The organism is Variovorax defluvii (genome assembly GCF_039541515.1).
Taxonomy (GTDB): Bacteria; Pseudomonadota; Gammaproteobacteria; order Burkholderiales; family Burkholderiaceae_C; genus Variovorax; species Variovorax defluvii.
On sequence record NZ_BAABGJ010000014.1, the window covers coordinates 1 to 21,007 of the forward strand.

At 68.4% G+C, this 21,007-nt stretch carries 24 protein-coding genes; 19 read left to right on the forward strand and 5 right to left on the reverse strand.

Going from position 1 to position 21,007, the window contains the following annotated elements:
* Nucleotides 1-256: 256 nt before the first annotated feature.
* From sauS to ABEA07_RS08910, 3 genes are all read right to left on the reverse strand, one after another.
* Nucleotides 257-1,699, reverse strand: a complete 1,443-nt coding sequence (sauS, locus tag ABEA07_RS08900; RefSeq protein WP_345537276.1) for an acylating sulfoacetaldehyde dehydrogenase — start codon at nucleotides 1,697-1,699, stop codon at nucleotides 257-259.
* Between the two features lie 206 nt (nucleotides 1,700-1,905).
* Nucleotides 1,906-2,892 (reverse strand): tripartite tricarboxylate transporter substrate binding protein, encoded by a 987-nt coding sequence (locus ABEA07_RS08905; protein ID WP_345537277.1) that lies wholly within the window; start codon nucleotides 2,890-2,892, stop codon nucleotides 1,906-1,908.
* A 25-nt stretch (nucleotides 2,893-2,917) separates the two neighbouring features.
* The gene (locus ABEA07_RS08910) at nucleotides 2,918-3,703 is read right to left on the reverse strand and encodes an IclR family transcriptional regulator (protein WP_345537278.1); all 786 of its coding nucleotides are present in this window, start codon (nucleotides 3,701-3,703) and stop codon (nucleotides 2,918-2,920) included.
* A gap of 280 nt (nucleotides 3,704-3,983) precedes the next feature.
* Between ABEA07_RS08910 and ABEA07_RS08915 the strand changes: the two genes are divergently transcribed.
* The 19 genes from ABEA07_RS08915 to ABEA07_RS09005 all read left to right on the forward strand — a co-directional run bounded on the left by ABEA07_RS08915 (nucleotide 3,984) and on the right by ABEA07_RS09005 (nucleotide 19,770).
* Nucleotides 3,984-4,181 (forward strand): hypothetical protein, encoded by a 198-nt coding sequence (locus tag ABEA07_RS08915; RefSeq protein ID WP_345537279.1) that lies wholly within the window; start codon nucleotides 3,984-3,986, stop codon nucleotides 4,179-4,181.
* Nucleotides 4,182-4,298: 117 nt separating this feature from the next.
* Nucleotides 4,299-5,063 carry a cytochrome b/b6 domain-containing protein gene (locus ABEA07_RS08920; RefSeq protein ID WP_345537280.1) on the forward strand — a complete coding sequence of 255 codons (765 nt, stop codon included), beginning with the start codon at nucleotides 4,299-4,301 and terminating at the stop codon, nucleotides 5,061-5,063.
* A 60-nt stretch (nucleotides 5,064-5,123) separates the two neighbouring features.
* Entirely contained in the window at nucleotides 5,124-5,795 is a 672-nt protein-coding gene (locus ABEA07_RS08925; RefSeq protein WP_345537282.1) for a winged helix-turn-helix domain-containing protein, read from the forward strand.
* Nucleotides 5,792-7,174 (forward strand): ATP-binding protein, encoded by a 1,383-nt coding sequence (locus ABEA07_RS08930; protein ID WP_345537283.1) that lies wholly within the window; start codon nucleotides 5,792-5,794, stop codon nucleotides 7,172-7,174. Before ABEA07_RS08925 ends, ABEA07_RS08930 begins: the two co-directional genes overlap by 4 nt.
* A 237-nt stretch (nucleotides 7,175-7,411) precedes the next feature.
* Nucleotides 7,412-7,558, forward strand: a complete 147-nt coding sequence (locus ABEA07_RS08935) for a hypothetical protein (RefSeq protein WP_345537285.1) — start codon at nucleotides 7,412-7,414, stop codon at nucleotides 7,556-7,558.
* Between the two features lie 34 nt (nucleotides 7,559-7,592).
* A complete protein-coding gene (locus tag ABEA07_RS08940; protein ID WP_345537286.1) occupies nucleotides 7,593-8,177 on the forward strand; it encodes an A24 family peptidase in 585 nt (194 codons plus the stop codon).
* Nucleotides 8,178-8,244: 67 nt separating this feature from the next.
* Nucleotides 8,245-9,081 carry a Flp pilus assembly protein CpaB gene (gene cpaB / locus ABEA07_RS08945; RefSeq protein ID WP_345537287.1) on the forward strand — a complete coding sequence of 279 codons (837 nt, stop codon included), beginning with the start codon at nucleotides 8,245-8,247 and terminating at the stop codon, nucleotides 9,079-9,081.
* Nucleotides 9,082-9,117: 36 nt separating this feature from the next.
* Nucleotides 9,118-10,590 (forward strand): type II and III secretion system protein family protein, encoded by a 1,473-nt coding sequence (locus ABEA07_RS08950; protein WP_425584098.1) that lies wholly within the window; start codon nucleotides 9,118-9,120, stop codon nucleotides 10,588-10,590.
* Between the two features lie 10 nt (nucleotides 10,591-10,600).
* On the forward strand, nucleotides 10,601-10,879 hold the full coding sequence (locus tag ABEA07_RS08955) for a hypothetical protein (protein ID WP_345537288.1): 279 nt from the start codon (nucleotides 10,601-10,603) through the stop codon (nucleotides 10,877-10,879).
* A gap of 118 nt (nucleotides 10,880-10,997) precedes the next feature.
* The gene (locus ABEA07_RS08960) at nucleotides 10,998-11,207 is read left to right on the forward strand and encodes a Flp family type IVb pilin (RefSeq protein ID WP_345537290.1); all 210 of its coding nucleotides are present in this window, start codon (nucleotides 10,998-11,000) and stop codon (nucleotides 11,205-11,207) included.
* A gap of 109 nt (nucleotides 11,208-11,316) precedes the next feature.
* On the forward strand, nucleotides 11,317-11,490 hold the full coding sequence (locus ABEA07_RS08965; RefSeq protein WP_345537292.1) for a Flp family type IVb pilin: 174 nt from the start codon (nucleotides 11,317-11,319) through the stop codon (nucleotides 11,488-11,490).
* Nucleotides 11,491-11,512: 22 nt separating this feature from the next.
* On the forward strand, nucleotides 11,513-12,784 hold the full coding sequence (locus ABEA07_RS08970) for a pilus assembly protein TadG-related protein (RefSeq protein ID WP_345537294.1): 1,272 nt from the start codon (nucleotides 11,513-11,515) through the stop codon (nucleotides 12,782-12,784).
* Nucleotides 12,785-12,800: 16 nt separating this feature from the next.
* The gene (locus tag ABEA07_RS08975) at nucleotides 12,801-13,256 is read left to right on the forward strand and encodes a TadE/TadG family type IV pilus assembly protein (protein WP_345537296.1); all 456 of its coding nucleotides are present in this window, start codon (nucleotides 12,801-12,803) and stop codon (nucleotides 13,254-13,256) included.
* A complete protein-coding gene (locus ABEA07_RS08980; RefSeq protein WP_345537297.1) occupies nucleotides 13,253-13,696 on the forward strand; it encodes a TadE/TadG family type IV pilus assembly protein in 444 nt (147 codons plus the stop codon). Before ABEA07_RS08975 ends, ABEA07_RS08980 begins: the two co-directional genes overlap by 4 nt.
* Nucleotides 13,697-13,710: 14 nt before the next feature.
* Complete coding sequence (locus ABEA07_RS08985) at nucleotides 13,711-14,862, forward strand: CpaE/TadZ family protein (RefSeq protein WP_345537299.1); 1,152 nt, start codon at nucleotides 13,711-13,713, stop codon at nucleotides 14,860-14,862.
* 68 nt (nucleotides 14,863-14,930) lie between these two features.
* Complete coding sequence (locus ABEA07_RS08990; protein ID WP_345537300.1) at nucleotides 14,931-16,310, forward strand: TadA family conjugal transfer-associated ATPase; 1,380 nt, start codon at nucleotides 14,931-14,933, stop codon at nucleotides 16,308-16,310.
* A 13-nt stretch (nucleotides 16,311-16,323) separates the two neighbouring features.
* Complete coding sequence (locus ABEA07_RS08995) at nucleotides 16,324-17,316, forward strand: type II secretion system F family protein (protein WP_345537302.1); 993 nt, start codon at nucleotides 16,324-16,326, stop codon at nucleotides 17,314-17,316.
* 12 nt (nucleotides 17,317-17,328) lie between these two features.
* The gene (locus ABEA07_RS09000; protein WP_345537303.1) at nucleotides 17,329-18,240 is read left to right on the forward strand and encodes a type II secretion system F family protein; all 912 of its coding nucleotides are present in this window, start codon (nucleotides 17,329-17,331) and stop codon (nucleotides 18,238-18,240) included.
* 24 nt (nucleotides 18,241-18,264) lie between these two features.
* Nucleotides 18,265-19,770, forward strand: a complete 1,506-nt coding sequence (locus tag ABEA07_RS09005; protein WP_345537305.1) for a hypothetical protein — start codon at nucleotides 18,265-18,267, stop codon at nucleotides 19,768-19,770.
* Here the strand turns inward: ABEA07_RS09005 and ABEA07_RS09010 are convergent.
* Entirely contained in the window at nucleotides 19,767-20,126 is a 360-nt protein-coding gene (locus ABEA07_RS09010) for a hypothetical protein (protein WP_345537306.1), read from the reverse strand. The genes ABEA07_RS09005 and ABEA07_RS09010 overlap by 4 nt on opposite strands.
* Before the next feature lie 84 nt (nucleotides 20,127-20,210).
* The gene (locus ABEA07_RS09015) at nucleotides 20,211-20,684 is read right to left on the reverse strand and encodes a hypothetical protein (protein WP_345537307.1); all 474 of its coding nucleotides are present in this window, start codon (nucleotides 20,682-20,684) and stop codon (nucleotides 20,211-20,213) included.
* Nucleotides 20,685-21,007 lie beyond the last annotated feature (323 nt).

Consider the following 21,007-nt stretch of genomic DNA (forward strand, 5'->3'; position numbering starts at 1 on the left):
TTCGTGAACTGACTCGCCGCAGCTGTTTGAGCGTAGTGAACGAAGTGAACGCAGCGAGTTCTGCGGCGGGGCCGGATGTACGAGCACCGCAGGTTGCCCGCAGCGAAGCGGAGGGACACGCGCAGTGGGGTCGCCTTTCTTTGGTTACTTTCTTTGGCGAGACAAAGAAAGTAACTCGCCCGCCGGGGCGAATTCCCGGCTCCTGCGCCAAACAACCAACAAGGCAAAAACAAAGGCACCCGCACCACCCGAAGTCTCATGCCACGCCGTGCTTCGCAAAGAACTCCCCGAAGATCTCTTCCTGACTCGGCACGCGCTCCGGAATGGGCCGCGAGATGCGCGTGATGTTCAGGTAGTGCCGATAGTTCATGTTCTCCGAGAAGTTGTTGCGCCCCCACGTCCCGCAGCCCATCGACAAGGAAAAGGGCAGCCCGTTGTCGAAGCTCCCGCCCGTGGCGATGGCATGAGCCTGGTCCACGATCACGCGTGACACCGGCAGATGCAGGCCCAGGTGCATCGCCCGTTCGGGCCGTGTGCTGTGCAGGCCCACCGAGTGGCCTGCCCCCTGGTGGCCGTAGATGCGCTCCACGGTCCGGGCGGCGGCGTCGAAGTCGGGCACGGCGTACAGCGCCAGCACGGGGCTGAGCTTCTCACCGGAGTAGGGGTGCTCGGGGCCCACGCCGTCTTCGTCCACCATCAGCGCGCGCGGATTCGCCTCCGCGATCGCCAGCCAGCCCGCGCGCCCGGCCGCATCCTGCGCGGCAGCGCGCTCTGCGATCTCGCGGGCCGACTTGCCGATGACGGCGGCAGACAGCTTGCCGTCGGGCCACATCAGTTCCTGCAGCACCTTCTTGCGCGCCGCGTCAAGCATCACCGCGCCCCGGTCCTTCAGGGCTGCGAGCAGGCGAGGGCGGATCGCATCGACGATCACCAGGCTGTTCTCCGACGAGCAGCTGGTCGCGTTGTCGAAGGTCTTCGACAGCATGATGCGCTCCGCAGCGAGCGCCGGATCGGCCGTTTCGTCCACGATGCTGGCCACGTTGCCCGCGCCCACGCCGAAGGCCGGCGTGCCGCTCGTGTAGGCGGCGCGCACGTTGGCCTGCGAGCCGGTCGCCACCACCAGGTCGCACAGGCGCATCAGCTCGGCGGTGGAAGCCTTGCTCACCGGCGAGGGGAGCAACTGCACCAGGTCGCGCGGCGCGCCGACGCGATCGAGCTGCGCGTGGATGAATTCGATCAGCCGCGCGGCCGTGCTCCAGCCCTTGGGCGAAGGCGCCACGATCACCGCGTTGCGGCCCTTGAGCGCGTTGATGATCTTGTTGGCCGGCGTCGCGCCCGGGTTGGTCGAGGGCGTGACCGCGCACACCACGCCCACCGGCCGCGCGATCTCGACGATGCCGCGCGCCGGGTCTTCCGCGATCACGCCGACCGAGCGGGCGCCCTTCAGGTCGCGCAGCAGGCCGAAGGTCTTGCGATGGTTCTTGCGGACCTTGTCCTCGACGTTGCCGACGCCCGTGTCGGCCACCGCCAGCTCGGCCAGCTCGCGGTTGCGCTTCGGCTCGATGATGGCCCAGCCGGCAGCGGCCACCGCCATGTCGACCTGTTCCTGCGTCCAGGTGTCGTAGATGCGCTGGGCCGCGCGCGCGCGGGCCACGAGCTCGGCCACGGGGCCTTCGGAAGGTGGGGAGGGATGTTCCATGGTCATCAGCTTCAGATCAAATTGGACATTCGGGGAACACCGCGGAACCGGCTTTGCCGGGCCGCTGGTGTTGCCCCCGGCGAGGGGGTTGGCGGACCCCACGAAGTGGGGGAGCCTGGGGGAGAGCAACATCCTCCTGGGCCGCTGGTGTTGTCCCCGGCGAGGGGGTTGGCGGACCCCACGAAGTGGGGGCGCCTGGGGCAGAACTAATCCACCCGGATGTTGGCGTCTTTGGCCAGCTTGTTCCAGCGCACCATTTCCGTGGCCACCACCTTGCCCAGCTGCTCCGGCGTGCCGCCCACGCCTTCGCTGCCCTGCGCCAGCAGCTTCTCGCGGATCTCTGGCTCGCGCACCACCGTGTTGACCACGCGGTTGAGCTTCTCGATCGCGGCCTTGGGCGTCTTGGACGGCACGAACATCGCGTACCAGGAGTCGACCTCGAAGTCGGCGATGCCCGCCTCCTGCATCGTGGGCACGTCGGGGAAGGCGGCACTGCGCTTGACGGTGGAGACCGCCAGCGCCTTCAGCTTGCCGGCCTTCACGAACTGCGCGGCCGCGGGGATGGACACCCACAGCAGCGGCACCTGCCCGCCCATCACGTCCGTCACGGCCGGGCCGCCGCCGCGGTAGGGCACGTGGGTCAGGTCGGTACCGGTGCGCAGCTTCATGAGTTCGCCCGCCAGGTGGCCCGGCGAGCCGTTGCCCACGGTCGCATAGGACAGCGAGCCGGGCTTCGACTTGGCCAGCGCGACCAGCTCGGCCACGTTGTTGGCAGGGAAGCTGGCGTTGGCCACCAGGATCTGCGGCAGCGAGGCCACCATCGCCACCGGCTCGAAGTCCTTTTGCGTGTCGAAGGGCAGCTTGGCGTAGATGGCCGGGTTGATGGTGTGCGAGGACAGCGTGAACAGCACCGTGTAGCCGTCCGCCGCCGACTTGGCTGCGACCTCGGTGCCGATCGAGCCGGCCGCACCGCCGCGGTTGTCGATCACCACCGGCTGTCCCAGTTGCTGCTGGAAGCGTTCCTGCACGATGCGCGCGATCACGTCGGTGCCGCCGCCGGGCGGGTAGGGCACGATCAGCTTGACCGGCTTGTTCGGGTAGTCGCTGCCGTTCTGTGCCTGCGCCGCGAGGGGCATGGCCACGGCGGCTGCCGTGAAAAGGGCGGCGCGCAGCCAGGGGGCGAAACGATTCATTCCAGTCTCCTTCTAGGGGTGGTCGTCATCGGCCCCGGGCCTCAGGCCTGTTCACAGGCCCTGACCGGTAGCCCAACGTGGTGCTGGCATCGCGCGCGCAGGCCATGACCTGCTCCGCGAGCCCGCGTGCCTGGGTGCGCGCGAAGCGGATGGAGGGCACGCTCATGCCCAGTGCGGCAATCGCTTCGCCGCGCGCATTGAAAACCGGCGCGCCCAGCCCGCAGACGCCGAGCCGCCATTCCTCGCGGTTCTCGGCGTAGCCGCGCGTGCGCGTGCGCTCGAGTTCGGCCTGGAGCGCGTCGTAATCGGTGATGCTGTGCCGCGTGTGCGCCACCAGCGTGCCCAGGCGCGTGCGCAGCGCCTGCGTGTCCGGCTGCATGGCCGCCAGCAAGGCCTTGCCGGATGCCACGCAGTAGGCGGCCGCCCGGCCGCCCACGCGCGAGTAGGCTGCCACGGGCAGGGGACTGTCGAACTTGTCGAGGTAGACGATCTCGGCGCCGTCCAGCGCCGCCAGGTGGATGGTTTCCCCCGTGGCCTGCGCCAGCGCCGCGAGGTGCGGGCGCAGCAGGGCGCCCGTATCGGCCACCTCGGACACCAAGGCGCCCAGCTCGAACAGCCGCAGGCTCGGGCGGTAGGCGCTGGAGGTCGGGTCCTGCACCGCCCAGCCGCATTCCACCAGCGTCTGCAGCGTGCGGTGCGCGTTGCTGCGCGCCATGCCGAAGGCCTGGGCGAGGTCGGTCACGCGGCAGTCGCGCTGCTGGCGCACCATCCATTCGAGGGCGGCGAGCCCCTTGGCAAGGGTGGAGTCCATCGGTTGGTTGTTCTAAATATTGGAACGTCGTTCGTGCATATGGAACAACTCTAGGCGCCGCTTCCGGGGCTGTCAACCGGGTCATCCAGTGTGCCGCGCAGGCCTGCCATCCGTGCAAAGTTCTCGAATCGTTCTACTTTGTAATTACATGGACCATGAATTCGACCAAAGTAGTAGGTCGAATGATTGCAAGAGCGGCAAACTTGCGCGCTCGCCCGGCGTGTGCCGGCCCGAATAAAAACTCGAAGGGTTTGCGCGGATGGACAAGTATTGGCTTTACATGGGCGCCCTGGGAGGCGTCATCGGCGTGGGCTGGCTGGTGATCGTGCCGATGTACCGGGGGTGGGCGTCGCTCAACAAGCGCATGAGCGATTGCGTCAAGGAGTCGACCACGCTGCTGGCCGTGCTCGAGGAGGACCGCGAGTCGCTGCGGCCGCCGCGGTCCTCGAGCCCGCGCTTCTCGTCCAGCCTGCGCTGAAAAGAGGTGTCGGCCAGGGCCTGGGGGGCTCGGCTCGAATGCAGTGACGGCGTCGACGGCGTTAAGGATCCGATAAGACCGCGCCCCCATCATTGCCGGTCGTCGCGCAGATGACCGATGGACGCCCAGACCCCCTCCCCACACTCCCTCCACACCGACCCCCTCCCGACCCGGGCGAAGGTGCCGCATGCCTGCGGCGCCGGGGCGGCCGATGCCGGCCTTTTCGATCCGGTCCTGGTCTGGGACGCGCCCACGCGGCTCGTCTACTGGCTCATGGCCGCCTGCCTCGCGGGCGCCTGGGCGACGGCCGGAGAAGGTGGCTGGCCGCAGATTCACGAGACGCTGGGCAGCACGATCGCCGGCCTGGCCCTGTTCCGCATCGCCTGGGGTTTTGCCGGCACGCGGCATGCGCGCTTCTCCAGCTTCGTGAAAGGCCCGCGTGCCATCGCGCGCTGCCTGAGAAGCCTGCGCCACGGCTGGGCGGGGCGCCCCATCGGGCACAGTCCTCCCGGCGCGGCGTTGCTGATCGCCGTGTTGTTGCTGGCGCTGATCGCCGGGGCATCCGGGTGGGCGGGTGCGCGCTTTGCACCGATGCGCTGGCTGGGCGATGTGCATGAGGTGGCGGCGCATGCGATGCTCGCGCTGGCGGCGCTGCACATCGCGGCCGCCGTGTTCGGCAGCTGGCGCGCGGGCGACAATCCGCTGCGGTCGATCGTCCGGGGCACGCGGCTCGGTGCGCCTGCCGAGGCCATCCCGAGCGCGCGCGGCGGCATGGCCTGGCTTGTGCTGGTGGCCGTGCTCGGCTTCTGGGTTTTTCAGTGGCGCAGCGCCTCGGATGTCCCTGCGCCGCCTGTGCCCAGGGCCATGGCGGTGCCCGCCTGAACCCGATGATCGGGCCATCGCCCCTTCGCCCCTCGTCCACCGAGCCCCCTGCTTTCAGCCATGCGCATTCTTCTCGCGGAAGACGACCACCTGCTCGGAGACGGGCTGCGCGCCGGTCTGCTGCAGCTGGGTTTCCAGGTCGACTGGGTCCGTGACGGCCCTGCTGCCGAGCGCGAGCTGCGGGCCAACCCCTATGCAGCCGCCGTGCTCGACCTGACACTGCCCGGCAAGGACGGCCTGCACGTGCTCGCTGCCGTGCGCCAGGCGCGCGTGGACTTGCCCGTGCTGGTGCTTACCGCGCGCGACGCCGTGACCGACCGCATCCGCGGCCTCGACGTGGGGGCCGACGACTACGTCGTCAAGCCGGTGGACCTGCAGGAGCTGGCCGCCCGGCTGCGCGCGCTAGTGCGCCGCTCGCACGGCCAGCCGCAGGGCTGCCTGAGCGCGCACGACGTGGTGCTCGATCCCGCCGCGCGCGCCGTCCGCAAGGGCGGAGAGGCGGTGACGCTGGCCACCCGCGAGTTCGACCTGCTGTATACGCTGATGCTCAACGCGGGCCGCGTGCTGTCGCGCGAGCAGCTCGAGCGGCAGCTCTACAGCTGGGGGCGGGAGGTGGAGAGCAACACCATCGAGGTCCATGTGCACCGCCTGCGGCGCAAGCTGGGCAACGCGCTGATCCAGACCGTGCGCGGGGTCGGCTACATGCTGATGCGTTCGTCCGACCCTTCATGACGCGGCCCCCGTACTCGCTGCAGGCCCGCCTGGTCTGGCTGGTGCTGGGCCTGCTCGTCGCGGTGTGGAGCGCCATGGCCGCCGTCACCTGGTTCGATGCGCGCCACGAAGTGGAAGAAATCCTCGACAGCCATCTGGCGCAAGCCGCTGCCCTGGTCATGGCGCAGCAGGACGGCGTCCCCGATGGGACCGCATCCGCCGAGCGCCCGATCGGCCCGATCGATGCGCCCGCGCTTCACCGCTATGCCTACAAGACCACGATCCAGGTCTTCCGCGATGGACGTCTGGTGATGCGCTCGGCCAATGCGCCAGCCGAGCCGCTCGTGCCGGAAGGCGGAAACGCCGCGAGGGAATTCACGACGGTGGCCATCGGCGGCAAGCCCTGGCGCGTGTTCGCCGTGCGCGACCCTGCGGCCGGGCTGGCGGTCTACGTGGGCGAGGAGGGCAAGTCGCGCAATGCCATCCTCTGGGCCGTGCTGCGCAGCACGCTGTGGCCGCTCGTGGCGGCGCTGCCGCTGCTGATGCTGGCCGTCTGGTGGGCCACGCGCCGCGGGCTGCGGCCGATGCGCCGGCTCGGGCGTTCGCTGCGCGGGCGCGGTCCCGATGCACTGGACCGCGTGCAGGTCGGCGACGCACCCGCCGAGATGGTGCCGATGATCGATGCGCTCAATGCCCTGTTCGAGCGCATCGAGAACCTGCTGAGCGCGGAGCGGCGCTTCACCGCCGATGCCGCGCACGAGCTGCGCACGCCCATCGCGGCGATCCGCACCCATGCGCAGGTCGCGATGAACGAAGCGGATGACGGGCGCCGCCGCCGTGCGCTGCAGGGCATGCTCGACGGCTGCGACCGCGCGGCGCGCCTGATCGAGCAGATGCTGATGCTGGCCCGGCTGGAAGCGGATTCGATGCCGCAGGAAAAAGCCGTCGACCTGCGCGCCGTGGCGCAGGGCGTGCTGGCCGAGCTCGCGCCGCGCGCCATCGGCCGCCGCCAGGTGCTGGCGCTGGATGCCGAGGGTCCTTGCGTCGTGCGCGGCGACGAGACGCTGCTGGCGGTCCTGCTGCGCAACCTCGTCGACAACGCGCTGCGCTACAGCCCGCCGGGTGCCCGCGTCGATGTGCGCGTGGCCTGTGGCGACGCGGGCCCGGGCCTCGTCGTGGAAGACGAAGGGCCGGGCCTGGCCGAGGCCGACATGGCCCGCCTGGGCGAGCGCTTCTTCCGCGCGCTGGGCACCGAGGAAAGCGGAAGCGGCCTGGGCCTGTCCATCGTGCGCCGCATTGCGGCGGTCCATCGGATGACGGTCGACATCGGCCGCTCGTCCTCGCTCGGCGGGCTCGCGGTGCGCGTGCAGGGACGCGCCGACGACAGTCCTCCACTCTGAGCGGGGGGCCGCGCGCGACGCGGTCTGCCGCGCCGGCCGCGTTCGCCTTCGCGGCGTTTTTCGCCTAGGTCTTTTGTCATGCCCGCCGCCCCCACCGGCCTGGGCGCTCTGTCCTGTGCAACTCAGGACGTCGAGCTCATGTAAACCTTTGTTTGCATACCTACAGTCATTCCCAAGGCAGACATCCACCGGCGGTACCGGTCGGATCCGCTGCCGAAGAAAGGCTTGGACAGTTGCATGCGAACCGGCGAATCACTGGCGTTCCTGGGCAGCGAACTGCTGACGGGAGAAGCAGGCGGCTCCTTCATGGAGTTCGCGCTGGTGGGGGCGCTGGTGCTGGTGTTCTGCACGCTGCTGCTCCTGGCCTGGTACAGGAATACCTGAGGTCCGGGGACCGGACCCGCTGAAAGGAATCGCCATGCAGGAAATTCACGCGTTGCTCGAACTTCTGGCGATGCTGGTGTTCGACCCGCGCACCGCGGTGCTGATCGCCTTGCTGGTCATCGCGGGCGTCACCGACTACCGCACCTACCGCATTCCCAACTGGCTGACCTTCGGCGGCGCCACCTTCGCGCTGGTCTACAAGACCGTCGTCGCGGTGAATCCGGGTTCGGCCTTTCTTCTGGCCAGCGGCGGGCTGCTGCTGGGCTTCGTGGTGATGCTGCCGCCGTACATGTTGAACGCGATGGGCGCGGGCGACGTGAAGCTGATGGCGATGGTCGGCGCCTTCCTCGGCGTGGACGAGACGCTGCAGGCGGTGCTCTTCGCTTTCCTGGCCGGCGGCATCGGTGCGCTCGGCTTCGCGCTGGCCCGGGGACATCTGGGCCGGATGCTGCGCAGCACCCGCGATGTGCTCTTCAACCTGGTGAGCATGAGCCTCGCCGGCGTGCGACCCGATGCGCGGATGCATGCGGGCCAGTCCATCGGCAAGCTGCCCTACGGCGTGTGCATCGCCATCGGAACGATCGGCTATGTGCTGAGCCGGCAACTCGGCTTCGCCTGAGAGCGGCGCTTTCCGCGCTCCCTTCTTCGTACCCACCCTTCGTACTCACTCTTCTGCGAGGCACTCCATGAGGAACATCAAGGCAATCGCGCTCCTGGTCCTGGCACTGCTCACCGGCCTGGCCGCCGCGGTCTATGCGACCGGGCTGATCTCGCGGCAGGGCGGCATCGCTTCCAACAAAGTGGTGGTGGCCGTGGTCGACATCGAACTGGGCAGCCGCATCAATGCGCAGATGCTCTCGACGGTCGATTGGCCCAGCGGCTCGGTGCCGGCCGGCGCTTTCCAGGACATGAAGAGCGTGCAGGACCGCGTCGCGAAGGTCGGCCTCCTGCGCGGCGAAGCCATCCTCGAGGGCAAGCTCGCACCGGTGGGCACGCAGGGCGGCCTGTCCGCCGTCATCGCCCCGGGCAAGCGGGCCATGACGGTGCGCGTGAACGACGTGGTGGGCGTGGCCGGCTTCGCGCTGCCTGGCAACTACGTCGACGTGGTCGTCAACGCCCAGCAGGACAGCGGCAAGGGCGAGCAGGGCGCGCAGATCAGCAAGACCGTGCTGGAGCATGTGCTGGTGCTGGCAGTTGCCCAGGAGGCCAGCCGCGACGACACCAAGCCGAAGGTGGTGAGCGCGGTGACGCTGGAGCTCTCGCTGGAGGACTCCGAGAAGCTCGACCTGGCGCGCAGTGTCGGCACGCTGTCCCTGGTGCTTCGCAACCAGGTCGACAAGGACAAGGTCGAGACGGCCGGCATCACCAAGAGCCAGCTGTTCGCGGAGAAGGCCATCGTGCCCGTGTCGACGGCCGCGCCTGCCGCCGCGCCGAAGCAACGGGTGGTCGCCGCCAGGCCGGCACCCGCCGCGGAATGCGTCGAGGTGATCCAGCACGCGGTCCGTTCGCTCAACTGCTTCTGACATCGAGGAGAGATCCAAGTGCATAGCAAGAACACCATCGCCCTGGCGCTCGCCGCCCTCGCCTGGGCCGGCACTTCCGGCGCGCAGACCCCGCCGTCCGCGGCGCAGGCGGCGCCCGCCGCCACGGCACAGGCAGCGGCCCCGGCAGCGCCGAGCCCGCGGCGCTGCACCTCCATCACCGCCGACAGCGAGCCGACGCAGGTCACGCTCGGCAAGTCGACCGTCATCCCGCTGCGCACCCGCGTGGCGCGCATCCTGGTCAGCGGCCAGGCGAGCGCGGCCCGGGCAGCCGCGGGCGCTCCGGCCCCGGGTGCGGCGCCTTCGCCTCAGGCCAGTGCCGCCGACGGTGTGGCCGACATGGAGGTGATGCTGCTCAGCCCGACCGACCTGTTCTTCCGCGGCAAGACGGCCGGCGCGATGAACGTGGTGCTGCAAAGTGCCGACGGCGCCTGCTTCATCAAGGACGTGATCGTCACGATCGATTCCGGCGCGCTGCAGGCCAAGCTGGCCGAGCTGATGCCCGAGGAGCGTGGCATCCGCGTGAGGAGCGCGGAGAAGACCATCGTCCTCACCGGCGAGATCACCGACCCGCTGAAGCTCGACGACGTGATGAGCCTGGCCGCCGCCTATGGCGGCGACGGCAAGAAGCTGGTGAACCTGCTGCGCGTGATGTCGCCGCAGCAGGTGATGCTCGAGGTCCAGATTGCCGAGGTCAGCAAGACGCTGCTCGACAAGCTGGGCTCGCGCATCGCGCTGAACCGCTCCGGCAGCGGCGGGCGGGACCAGTACTCGCTGATCTCCAACTTCCTGAGCAACGGCAACGCGCTGGCCGAGGCACTGCGCATCGGCAGGACGTCGGTGGCGATCGACGGCCAGAAGGACGACGGCCTGGTGCGCGTGCTGGCCGAGCCCAACATCATGGCCATCAGCGGGCAGCAGGCCAGCTTCCTGTCGGGCGGAAAGATCTTCATCCCGGTGTCGCAGACCAACAACCTCGGCGTGCCCACCATCACGCTGGAAGAGAAGGAATTCGGCATCGGCGTGAAGTTCACGCCCACGGTGCTGGGGGGCCGCCGGGTCAACCTCAAGATGGTGTCCGAGGTCTCCGACCTCACGCAGACCGGCTCGCCCTTCACCACCGTCGGCGGCGTGACAGCGGTCCTGCCTTCGCTCACGGTGCGGCGCGCCGACACCACGGTGCAGCTCAACGACGGCCAGAGCCTGGTGATCGCGGGCCTGATCAAGAACAACGTGACCGAGGCGATCAAGCGCTTCCCCGGCCTGGGTGAAGTGCCGGTGGTGGGCGCACTGGCGCGCAGCAGCGAGTTCCAGACCGATCAGACCGAGCTGCTGTTCGTGATCACGCCGCGCCTGGTCAAGCCGCTCGCCGAACCGCCCCGGCTGCCGACCGACAACCACGTGGTGCCCAGCCGCGCGGAGGTCTATCTGAACGGCGCGCTGGAAAGCGCCACACCGGCCCCCGCGGCCCCCGCATCCGACACCAAGTAAGGAGAGCCCCATGGTCCAGAAGCTTCTCGCGATGGCGGCGCTTGCCGGCCTGCTCGCAGGCTGCGCCTCGACGACGCCCAACTACGACAAGCGCTTCGGCGAAGCCGTGCGCGATGCCAAGAGAAAGATGACCGTCAACCCCGATGCGGGCCGCCAGGCCGACCCCGCGGCCGGCATGGACGGCAGGGCCTCGAAAGAAGCGATGGGCCGGTACCACGACTCCTTCAAGGCGCCGCCGCCGGCCGTCAACGTGATCAACATCGGCGGGGCCATCGGCGCCGGCCGCTAGCCACGCATTCATGAATTCGTGAAGAAAGGGGGTCGCCGTGCAGAGATAGCCACCATCGAACTCAGCCAACAACCCATGTCATTCGTCTTTTATCAACTTCAATCTTCAAGGTGAAACCATGAACCAATTCATTGCACGTACCCGCAACTTCCTTTCCAGCTTCGCCAGGGACGAGGAAGGCGCCCAGGTCATCGAATACGCGCTGATCATCGCCGTCGTCTCCATCGCGCTGGTGATCGCGCTGAACGCGCTGACGAGCAACGGCGGCGGCTTCGGGACCTTCATCACCCGCGTCACCACCTGCCTCACCACGGCGAACTGCACCTGAGGCGGGCGACGCTGCCGCCGCGCCGCGCGTGCCCCGCGCTCGCGGCCGGCTGCAGCGCCACGACCGGCCTCCATGCACGGCATTCACCACCCATCGGAAGGAAGAGGACATGCTCAAGAAGCTTCTCAGTGACGAGGACGGCGCGCAGGTCATCGAGTACGCGCTCATCATCGCGGCGATCTCCATCGCGCTGGTGCTGGCGCTCCAACCCCTGCTCCTGGGCACGGGCATCGGCGCGCTGGTGACGCGCGTGGTCACCTGCCTGACGGGCACATGTTCCTGAAGGTTTGGAGAGAGAGCCCGTCATGCGCCGCGTCGCATCCCTCCGCCGCCAGCGTGGCGCCGTGATTCTCACGGCGGCGCTCATGCTGCTGTTTCTTCTCGGCTTCATGGGCATCGCGATCGACCTCGGCCGCCTGTTCGTCGTGAAGTCGGAGCTGCAGACCGCGATGGACAGCTGCGCCCTCGCGGCCGCGCAGGAGCTCGATGGCCAGGGCACCGCGCTGACCCGCGCCACCAACGCCGGCCTGGCTGCCGGCAACATGAACCGCGTCGACATGCAGTCGGCCACCTGGGCCGGGCAGGGCCAGATCACGACGGCCGACATCAGCTTCATGGACGCCGCCTACGTGCCGACCACGGCACCGGCCGGCGCCCGCTATGCGCGATGCCAGCACGCGCAGCCCAACATCGCCGTGTGGCTGATGAAGGCCATGGGCGCCTTCTCCGGCGACACGGCCGGCAACCCCAATGTCCGCAGCGTCATGGCGAGCGCCGTCGCGACCCGCGCCAGTGCGCAGACCACCTGCCCGATCCCGGTCGCGCTCAAGCCCAAGGCGGGCGGCGTCGCCCCGGACTACGGCTTCAACGTGGGCGACTGGGTCACCCTGATCAATGCGCAGAACGCCGCGGTGGGCGGCGAGATCGGCTGGGCCAACCTGGACGGCTCCAACAACGCGTCCGAGACGGAGGCCGAGCTCAACGGCCGCTGCGGGACCCGTGTCGGCGACACGCTCGGAACGCCCGGCGTCCAGACTTCCGTGGCCGATGCATGGAATGCGCGCTTCGGCATCTACAAGAACACGAGCGGCCCCGACCAGAATCCGCCGGACCTCACGGGCTATGCCTACACCACCCTCAACTGGCCGGCCGGCCGCAACGCCTACGCCGGTGCTCCGGGCGCGGGCGCGCCCGCGAATGCGCAGAACTTCGTCACCAAGCGCGCGGCCTTCGCGTCGTGCGCCGACACCGGCACCAAGGTCAAGGGGGCCAACAGCTGCGAATCGATCACCGGCCTGTCGCTGAACAGTTTCCAGAAACTGGCGGCGCCCGGCAATACGACCGGCGGACACATGCAGTACGGCCGCAATCGGCGGATCGTGGTGGTTCCGGTGATCAACGGTGCGAGCCGCGTCATCGACTACGCCTGCATGCTGATGCTGCAGCCGCTGTCCATCCCGATGACGAACGTCCAGCTCGAGTACCGCGGCAACGCGGGCGCCACCGGCAGCCCCTGCACCACGAACGGTCTGCCCGGCGGCTCGGCAGGGCCGCTGGTGCCGGTGCTCGTCAGATGACAACGAGGTGACCGACATGAAGACCCGGACCCGGCAAAAAGGCGTGGCGCTGGTGGAACTGGCGCTGATCATTCCATTCCTGCTGCTGCTGACCTTCATCACCACCGAGTTCGGCCGCGCCATCTACGAGTACAACGCGGTCGCCAAGTCCACGCGCGACGCCGTGCGCTACCTGTCCTTCCAGACGCCGGGCACGCGCGTCACCGAGGCGCGCAACCTCATCGTCTACGGCAACACGGCCGGGACCGGCACGCCGCTGGCGCGCGGGCTCAGCCTTGCCAACGTGCCCGCGGGCAGCTGCTGCACCTGGCAGACCACGGGCGTCAATCCGGTGCTCAACACGGTGACCGTGAGGGTCAGCAATTACGCCTTCCGATCGATGTTTCCCAGGGTGATGGGCCTGGCCTTCGGCAACGCCAACGGCGAGATCGTCTTCGGCAACATCACCGCCACCATGAGGGCCCCGGCATGAAACGCAGCCAAAGACAAGCGCAGTCCGGTGCGACCGCCGTGGAGTTCGCCCTCGCGCTGCTGCTCTTCCTCACATTCCTCCTCGGCATCGTGGACTTCAGCCGCATGCTCTTCACCTGGAGCGCCGCGCAGGAAGCGACCCGCGCGGGCGCGCGCTACGCGGTGGTCTGCGACGACACCTTGCAGCAGGCCCAGGTGCTTTCGAAGATGCAGGCCATGCTGCCGCAGATCAGCACCATCAACGTGGCCTGGCTGCCCGTCGGCTGCACGTCCGCCACCTGCGAAGGCGTCTCGGTGACGATCACGGGGCTCAACTACCGGTGGATCTCGCCCATCGCCGGCCTGGCCGCCCGCGCCCCCATCCCCATGCCCACTTTCTCCACCTTCCTGCCGCGCGAAGTCATGCGGCAGGACCCCCACAGCGCTTCGATTTGCTCTTGAGCGGGAGTCCCACGATGAAGATCGCCGTCATATCACCCAACACCCATCACCTGCAGGAGATGAGCAAGGTGCTCGAGGCCCTGTCCCACAGCGTCGTGCTCGTCGAAGGCGGCAAGAGCCGGATGCGGCAGGTCGCGGAGCAGGAGCAGCCCGAGCTCATGATCGTCGACGGCATGTGCTGCGATCCCAACGAGCTGGCGCTGGTCGAGTACCTCAGCACCCACCACCCGAAGATCGCCGTCATCCTGCTGTGTGCCATGCAGACGCCGGAGTTCCTGATCAACTCCATGCGGGCCGGCGTGCGAGAGGTGCTCCCCTCGCCGGTGGGCGCGGCCGCCCTCGAAGCCGCGGTGAACCGCCTGGCGACCAAGCTCGCCGGCCTGCGCGGACACAGCGCCGGCCAGGTGCTGGCCTTCATGCCCTGCAAGGGCGGCAGCGGCGCCACCTTCCTCGCGACCAACCTGGGCTGGGCGCTGGCCGAGTCCAGGTCGGTGCTGCTGATCGACCTGGACCTGCAGTTCGGCGGCGCCCTCTCGTACGTGAACGACAGCCGCCCGGGCTCGACCATCGCGGACGTGGCGCTCGACATCAGCCGGCTCGACGCCTCCTTCCTGGCCGCCAGCACGGTCAAGGTGGCGCCCAACTACAGCATCCTGGCGGCGCCCGAAGATCCGTCGAAGGCGATGGATGTCAAGCCGGAGCACGTCGACGCCATCCTGGGCCTGGCGGCATCGCACTACGACTTCGTGCTGCTCGACGTCGGCCGCGTGCTCAACACGCTCGTGATCCGCGCGCTCGACCGCGCGCAACGCATCTACCCCGTGCTGCAGCCCGGGTTGCCCTACGTGCGCAACGCGAGCCGGCTGATGGCGGTGTTCAAGTCGCTCGGCTATCCGGCCGGCAAGATCGAGCTGATCGTCAACCGCTTCGAGAAGGCGGGCGAGATCGGCCTGGGCGACATCCGCCGCACGCTGGGCGGCGCGCCCCTGCTCACGGTGCCGGAGAGCTACAGGGAGGTCAACGCTTCCATCAACCGCGGCGTGCCGCTGGCCGAGCTGTCGCGCTCCAACCCGGTGAACCGCGCGCTGGCGGACATGGCGCTCTCGCTCGCCCCGCGGCAGGAAGACAGCCCGAGCCTGTTCGATCGGCTGTTCCGCCGGGCCTGAGAAGCTGTCTTCTTGCGAGCGCCGTCCTTCGCCGCCTTCCACCCCTTCACAACCTGCAGGACCACGCCATGTCATTCCGGGAAATCCTGAACGCCGTCGCGATCGAACCGCTCGCGCGCCCCTTGGAGGCATCCGCCGCCGATCCCCACGGCAACCGGAACGCGGTTGCCTCCGGCAGCTACAAGGCCCTGAAGGGCCGCATGCACCTGAAGCTGCTGGAGAAATTCGACCTCGCGGCACTCGAGACGCTGGCGCCCGAGGTGCTGCGCCAGGAGATCTCCGCCATGGTCACGCGCCTGCTGCAGGAGGAGCAGGCCGCCATCAACGACATCGAGCGCCGCACGCTGATCCGCGACATCCAGCACGAGATGCTGGGCTTCGGCCCGATCGAGCTGCTCATGGCGGACCCGACGGTGTCCGACATCCTGGTCAACTCCTACCAGCAGATCTACGTCGAGCGCAAGGGCAGGCTCGAGCTGACCAACGTGAGCTTCACCGACGAGAAGCACCTGCTGCGCATCATCGACAAGATCGTGTCGCTGGTCGGCAGGCGGATCGACGAATCCAGCCCGATGGTGGATGCCCGGCTGCCCGACGGCTCGCGCGTCAACGCGGTGATCCCGCCGGTCGCGCTAGACGGGGCGATGATGTCGATCCGGCGCTTCGCCCATGTTCCCTTGCGGATGAGCAACCTGGTCGAAGACCTCAAGAGCCTGACGCCGCAGATGGCCACCATGCTCGAAGGCCTGTGCAAGTCCAAGATCAACATGCTGATCTCCGGCGGGACCGGCGCCGGCAAGACCACGCTGCTGAACATTCTCTCCGGCTACATCCCGGAGGCGGAGCGCATCGTGACCATCGAGGATGCGGCCGAGCTGCAGCTGCAGCAGCCGCACGTGATCCGCCTGGAGACGCGCCCCGCGAACATCGAGGGCAAGGGCGAGATCACGCAGCGTGCGCTGGTGCGCAACGCGCTGCGCATGCGGCCGGACCGCATCGTGATCGGCGAGGTGCGCGGCGCCGAGGCCTTCGACATGCTGCAGGCGATGAACACCGGCCACGAAGGCTCGCTCACCACCATCCACGCCAACACGCCGCGCGACGCGCTGGCGCGGCTGGAAAACATGATCGGCATGGCCAACCTGAACCTGCCGCACAAGGCGGCACGGTCGCAGATCGCCTCGGCCATCACGGTGGTGATCCAGGCGCTGCGGCTGATCGACGGCCGCCGCAAGATCACCAGCATCCAGGAGATCACCGGCATGGAGGGCGAGGTGGTCACCATGCAGGAGATCTTCGCCTTCCGGCAGACCGGGGTGGGGCCCGACGGCCAGGTACAGGGCTACTTCCAGGCCACCGGCGTGCGGCCGAAGTTCGCCGACCGCCTGCGCGCATTCGGCTTCGCGCTGCCGGATGCGATGTTCGACCCCTCCAGGCGCTACGAATAGAAGGAGCCTCGCCATGGCGGAACACTTCGGCGGCAACGCCTACCTGGTCATCGCGCTGCTGGTCTTCGTGACCGTGCTGCTGCTGCTGGAAGCTGCGTACCTGGTCTGGCGCAACTACAAGGGCCCGGAAGCGCGCAAGATCGAGCAGCGTCTGCGCGCGCTCTCGGCCTCGGCCGACACCACCGCGCAGGCGCAGCTGCTGAAGGAGCGCATGCTCGGCGACGTGCCGGCGCTCGAGCGGCTGCTGCTGGGCCTTCCGCGCGCGCACCGGCTGGACCGCCTGATCGTCCAGTCCGGCCTCGATTGGTCCGTGTCCCGGCTGCTGGTGTCCTGCGCCGTCGTCGCGGTCGGCGCCTTCGCCGTGGCGATGCTGGCGCTGCACCAGCCGCCGCTGGTGGCCGCGGCGGCCGCTGCGCTGCTGGGCGCGCTGCCGCTGCTGTACGTTCAGTACCGGCGCAGCCGGCGCATGATGAAGTTGCAACTGCAGCTGCCGGAGGCGATCGACCTGGTGACCCGCGCCCTTCGCGCCGGCCACTCCTTCGCGGCCGGAATGCAGATGATCGGCGAGGAGATGGCCGAGCCGATCGCCAACGAGTTCCGCATCGTGGCCGACGAGGTGAATTTCGGCGTCTCGCTCCAGCAGGCGCTGACGAACTTGAGCGAGCGCGTGCCGTTGACCGACCTGCGCTACTTCGTGGTGGCGGTGATGATCCAGCGCGAATCGGGCGGCAACCTCACCGAGGTGCTGAGCAACCTCAGCCGCCTCATCCGCGAGCGGCTGAAGCTGCTGGCCAAGGTGCGGGTGCTGTCCTCCGAAGGGCGCCTGTCGGGATGGATTCTGGTGGTGATGCCTTTTGCGCTCGCCGCGGTCATGAACCTGGTGAACCCGCAGTTCATGTCCGTGCTGTGGACCGACCCGATCGGCATCGCGATCGTCGAGTACATGCTGGGCCTCATGGCCGTCGGCGTGCTGATCATGCGCAAGATCATCCGCATCCGGGTGTAAGGGAGAGACGCCATGCTGCTGTTTTCCACGCTCGTGTTTCTGGCCGTGAGCCTGGGGCTCGCGGGGCTGTACGTCTGGCTGGCGCCGAGCCGGGCCGGGCAGCGTTTGCAGGCGCTGTCGGGCACGCCGAAGTCTTCGCAGTGGGCGCACACCGTGGTCAAGGTGGTCGGGCCCTTCGCCCAGCTTTCTTCGCCGACGGGCGAGGAAGAGGCCTCGCCCTTGCGCCTGCGCTTCCTCAACGCCGGCATCCGGCACGAGGACGCGCAGCTGATCTACTTCGGCCTCAAGACTTTGCTGCCGCTGCTGTTCGCCGGCGGGACCGCGCTTGCGCTGCGGGCCTCGGGGGCGGGCGCCGACCTGAGCTTCGTGTTCTACCTGGTGCTGATGGCGATGGCGGGCTGCTACCTGCCCAACCTGGTGCTCGCGCTGATGATCCGCAAGCGCAGGCGCGAGATCTTCGAGAACTTTCCCGACGCGGCCGACCTCATGCTGGTCTGCGTCGAGGCCGGGCTGGGCCTGGATGCGGCGCTGGTCAAGGTCACCGAGGAGATCCGCATGAAGAGCCTGGCCCTGGCGCAGGAGCTGCACTGGACGAACCTCGAGATGCGCGCCGGCGGGACGCGGGAGAAATCGCTGCGCAACCTGGCGCAGCGCACCGGCGTCGAGGAGATCGGCACCTTCGCCACCATGCTCACGCAGGCCGATCGTTTCGGCACCAGCATCGGCGATTCGCTGCGCGTGTTCTCCGACGACCTGCGCCACAAGCGCCAGGTGCGCGCCGAGGAAAAGGCCGCCAAGGTGCCGACCAAGCTGCTGATCCCGCTGGTGCTGTGCATCTTCCCGTCGATCATCATGGTCATCCTCGGGCCGGCGGCGATCCAGATCATCCGCACCATCCTGCCGATGCTGGCGGGGCAGCATTGAGGCCATCGATTGGGGCCGACTCCGATGAAAGCGACGCTCGAAGTCCGTGCAGCCATGCCCGCGGCGGGGACCTGGGGCCTGTCGTGGCCGCTCATCGTGTGGCTCTGCACGGTCGTGGTCCTGACGGCGGGCCAGCCGGGCTTGGTGCTCCGGGACGCCGACACCTACTGGCACCTGGCCGCCGGCCGCTGGATCCTGGCGCATGGCACGGTGCCGACGGTCGACGCCTTCTCGCACTCGATGCCGGGCGCACCCTGGACCGCGTTCGAGTGGCTGTCCGAGCTCGTGATGGTGGGCGTGCACCGAGTGGCCGGGTGGGCCGGGCTGGTCGCCCTGGCGGTCGCGTGCTTCGGTCTCGTGCTGTCGCTGCTGATGCGGTTCCTGCTGGCGCGCATGGAGCCGGTCCATGCGCTGCTCTTCACCGGGCTGGCCGCCAGCATGATGCTGACGCACCTGCTGGCGCGGCCGCACGTGATGGCGTGGGTGCTGCTGGCGGTGTGGATGTCGGCGCTGGTGAATGCGGCGGAAGCGCGCCGCGCCCCGCCCTGGTGGCTGCCGGGCGTGATGCTGCTGTGGGCCAACATGCACGGCAGCTTTCTGCTGGGCCTGGTGCTCGGGTATGGTCTCGCGCTGGACGCGGTGCTCGCACATCCCCGTGGCCGGCGTGCGGCGGCGGCCAGGTCCTGGGCGCTGTTCGCTGCGTTGTCCACGGGCGCCGCCTTGCTGACGCCCAGCGGCTGGGGCGTGCTCGCGCATGCGATCTACATCATGCGGATGGAGGTCGCGCTCGCCGTCATCGCCGAATGGCTGTCGCCGGATTTCCAGCGGGGGAATCCGCTGGAGCCCTGGCTGCTCCTGGTGCTGGCCCTCGCACTCTGCGGCCGCGTGCGCCTGCCTTGGCTGCGCCTGGTGCTCCTGCTCGGGCTGGTGCACCTGGCATTGAAGCACCAGCGCAACGTCTCGATGCTGGGGCTGGTCGCGCCATTCCTCATGGCCACCCCGTTCGCGCGGCACTGGTATGCCACGCAGAGGCGCATGCGGGATGCGCACGCCCTCGATCGGTGGTTCCAGGCCCTGGCCGCGCCGGCACGGCCGAAGGCCATCGTCGTGTGCGTGAGCGTGGCCGCGCTCGTCGCCGCCGCATCACTGCTTATGCGGCCGCCCGCGCCTCAGGCCATGGTCACACCCCGGGCGGCGATCGATGCCGCCCAGGCTGCGGGTGCCCAGGGGCCTGTGCTGAACGACTACAACTTCGGCGGCTTCCTGATCCACGAAGGCATTCCGGTGTTCATCGACGGCCGGGCAGACATGTATGGCGACGCCTTCGTCGGAAAGTTCATCGATGCGCTGCGAGTCAAGGAGCGCAGGCAGTTCCTTTCGCTGCTGGACGAGTACCGGTTCGGCTGGACCTTGCTCACGCCCGGCACGCCTGCCATCGCGGTGCTCGACGGCCTGCCGGGGTGGCGCAGGGTCCATGCGGACGAGACAGCCGTGGTCCATGTGCGTGTCGTCGCCGAGGTGGCGCGCTAGAGTCCCGCCGCGGCAGGTGGCTGGGGCGTGGCGATTTTTGTGGCGGCGAGGAGCGCAGGGCGCGGGGCGGCGCGCGTGCCGAAGGACGACTCGCTGCCCGCGGTGTTGAAGCCGGTGATGCGCCCCACGGGGTCATGGCTCACGCTCCAGGTGGTGCTCGTGCTGGCGATGCTGCTGTGGTTCGGGTCCGCGTCCCCTGGCTCAAGGAGGCTCTGCGTCAGGCTGGTGATGCGCCCGGCGGCGTCCCAGACATAGCTGGAGAACTCGGTGGCCGTCAGCCGCGCGGCGGTGTCGTAGGTGCGGCGGGCGCTGAGCCCGGGTGCGAAGGCCCAGTTCCACGAAGTGGGCTGGCCCACGGGGTTCTAGGTCGTTGCGAGTTCGGCGCGGCCCATAGCCAGCCAGTCGCAGTTCGGTGAGGATTGCCTCGCCGGCATCGGGCATCAGAGGGGCCCCGCTGGCGTCGAGCTCCTGAATGCTTGCTCCAGAACATTGAGCATTCGAGATGGCGAAGACTTGGTGCAGCTTGCAATGTCCAGCGCCAACTCGACAGGGTAGGCAAGCAGGTCGATGCTGCCGCCTTCAACCCGCTGAATGAAGCCCGTCTCATAGCCGATTTTTTCATTCAGCTCATCGGGCGCTAGATGAGCCATTTCTCGAATCAACTCCACATACCGACCAAGAGGAATGTGCTCTGAGGATGGCGAAGTGTCGATGCCAAGTACCTCGTGGATCGACACGTCCAACACTGAACAAAGTCGAAGCGCATTCTGGATTGGGATGGCTGAGGCAAATTCTTCTGCGCGAGCCTCGATATCTCCCAGCTCATAGATCGTCAGATTGGCCCGTGCTGCCGTCTCTTGCTCGCTCAGGCCCAGGACCGTCCTGGCACGTCGGATACATTGATTCGGACTCATGACTTCTCCGTTCACGGCAGTAAGAATCGTGGAGTAGACCTTGGGCTGGGGCTGTGTCTTGGCGTGATCGAGCTGCGCGGATTTCGTCGCCTTCGCTCGGCGGATACAGCGGCTCTGTCTTGAAGACGAGCTGGCCCAGCGCGTTGTGCGCGTAGCTCGCACTGCCGCGGCGAGCCCAACGACCTGAAGCCCCGCTGTCGCTAGGGCTACACGGAGAGCCCTGAATGCCGGCGCAGAGAGATGCGAGAGATCTCGCCCTTCGTCGATGAGTCCGAAGCCTGAATAGATCGGCCGGCCCGTCTTACGGGCGGTGACCTCGGTGT

What these genes read in the sequence shown, in the direction of transcription:
- sauS (WP_345537276.1), bottom strand. Translation starts at nt 1,699, where the DNA reads ATGGAACATCCCTCCCCACCTTCCGAAGGCCCCGTGGCCGAGCTCGTG.
- ABEA07_RS08905 (WP_345537277.1), bottom strand. Translation starts at nt 2,892, where the DNA reads ATGAATCGTTTCGCCCCCTGGCTGCGCGCCGCCCTTTTCACGGCAGCC.
- ABEA07_RS08910 (WP_345537278.1), bottom strand. Translation starts at nt 3,703, where the DNA reads ATGGACTCCACCCTTGCCAAGGGGCTCGCCGCCCTCGAATGGATGGTG.
- ABEA07_RS08915 (WP_345537279.1), top strand. Translation starts at nt 3,984, where the DNA reads ATGGGCGCCCTGGGAGGCGTCATCGGCGTGGGCTGGCTGGTGATCGTG.
- ABEA07_RS08920 (WP_345537280.1), top strand. Translation starts at nt 4,299, where the DNA reads ATGGACGCCCAGACCCCCTCCCCACACTCCCTCCACACCGACCCCCTC.
- ABEA07_RS08925 (WP_345537282.1), top strand. Translation starts at nt 5,124, where the DNA reads ATGCGCATTCTTCTCGCGGAAGACGACCACCTGCTCGGAGACGGGCTG.
- ABEA07_RS08930 (WP_345537283.1), top strand. Translation starts at nt 5,792, where the DNA reads ATGACGCGGCCCCCGTACTCGCTGCAGGCCCGCCTGGTCTGGCTGGTG.
- ABEA07_RS08935 (WP_345537285.1), top strand. Translation starts at nt 7,412, where the DNA reads ATGCGAACCGGCGAATCACTGGCGTTCCTGGGCAGCGAACTGCTGACG.
- ABEA07_RS08940 (WP_345537286.1), top strand. Translation starts at nt 7,593, where the DNA reads ATGCAGGAAATTCACGCGTTGCTCGAACTTCTGGCGATGCTGGTGTTC.
- cpaB (WP_345537287.1), top strand. Translation starts at nt 8,245, where the DNA reads ATGAGGAACATCAAGGCAATCGCGCTCCTGGTCCTGGCACTGCTCACC.
- ABEA07_RS08955 (WP_345537288.1), top strand. Translation starts at nt 10,601, where the DNA reads ATGGTCCAGAAGCTTCTCGCGATGGCGGCGCTTGCCGGCCTGCTCGCA.
- ABEA07_RS08960 (WP_345537290.1), top strand. Translation starts at nt 10,998, where the DNA reads ATGAACCAATTCATTGCACGTACCCGCAACTTCCTTTCCAGCTTCGCC.
- ABEA07_RS08965 (WP_345537292.1), top strand. Translation starts at nt 11,317, where the DNA reads ATGCTCAAGAAGCTTCTCAGTGACGAGGACGGCGCGCAGGTCATCGAG.
- ABEA07_RS08970 (WP_345537294.1), top strand. Translation starts at nt 11,513, where the DNA reads ATGCGCCGCGTCGCATCCCTCCGCCGCCAGCGTGGCGCCGTGATTCTC.
- ABEA07_RS08975 (WP_345537296.1), top strand. Translation starts at nt 12,801, where the DNA reads ATGAAGACCCGGACCCGGCAAAAAGGCGTGGCGCTGGTGGAACTGGCG.
- ABEA07_RS08980 (WP_345537297.1), top strand. Translation starts at nt 13,253, where the DNA reads ATGAAACGCAGCCAAAGACAAGCGCAGTCCGGTGCGACCGCCGTGGAG.
- ABEA07_RS08985 (WP_345537299.1), top strand. Translation starts at nt 13,711, where the DNA reads ATGAAGATCGCCGTCATATCACCCAACACCCATCACCTGCAGGAGATG.
- ABEA07_RS08990 (WP_345537300.1), top strand. Translation starts at nt 14,931, where the DNA reads ATGTCATTCCGGGAAATCCTGAACGCCGTCGCGATCGAACCGCTCGCG.
- ABEA07_RS08995 (WP_345537302.1), top strand. Translation starts at nt 16,324, where the DNA reads ATGGCGGAACACTTCGGCGGCAACGCCTACCTGGTCATCGCGCTGCTG.
- ABEA07_RS09000 (WP_345537303.1), top strand. Translation starts at nt 17,329, where the DNA reads ATGCTGCTGTTTTCCACGCTCGTGTTTCTGGCCGTGAGCCTGGGGCTC.
- ABEA07_RS09005 (WP_345537305.1), top strand. Translation starts at nt 18,265, where the DNA reads ATGAAAGCGACGCTCGAAGTCCGTGCAGCCATGCCCGCGGCGGGGACC.
- ABEA07_RS09015 (WP_345537307.1), bottom strand. Translation starts at nt 20,684, where the DNA reads ATGAGTCCGAATCAATGTATCCGACGTGCCAGGACGGTCCTGGGCCTG.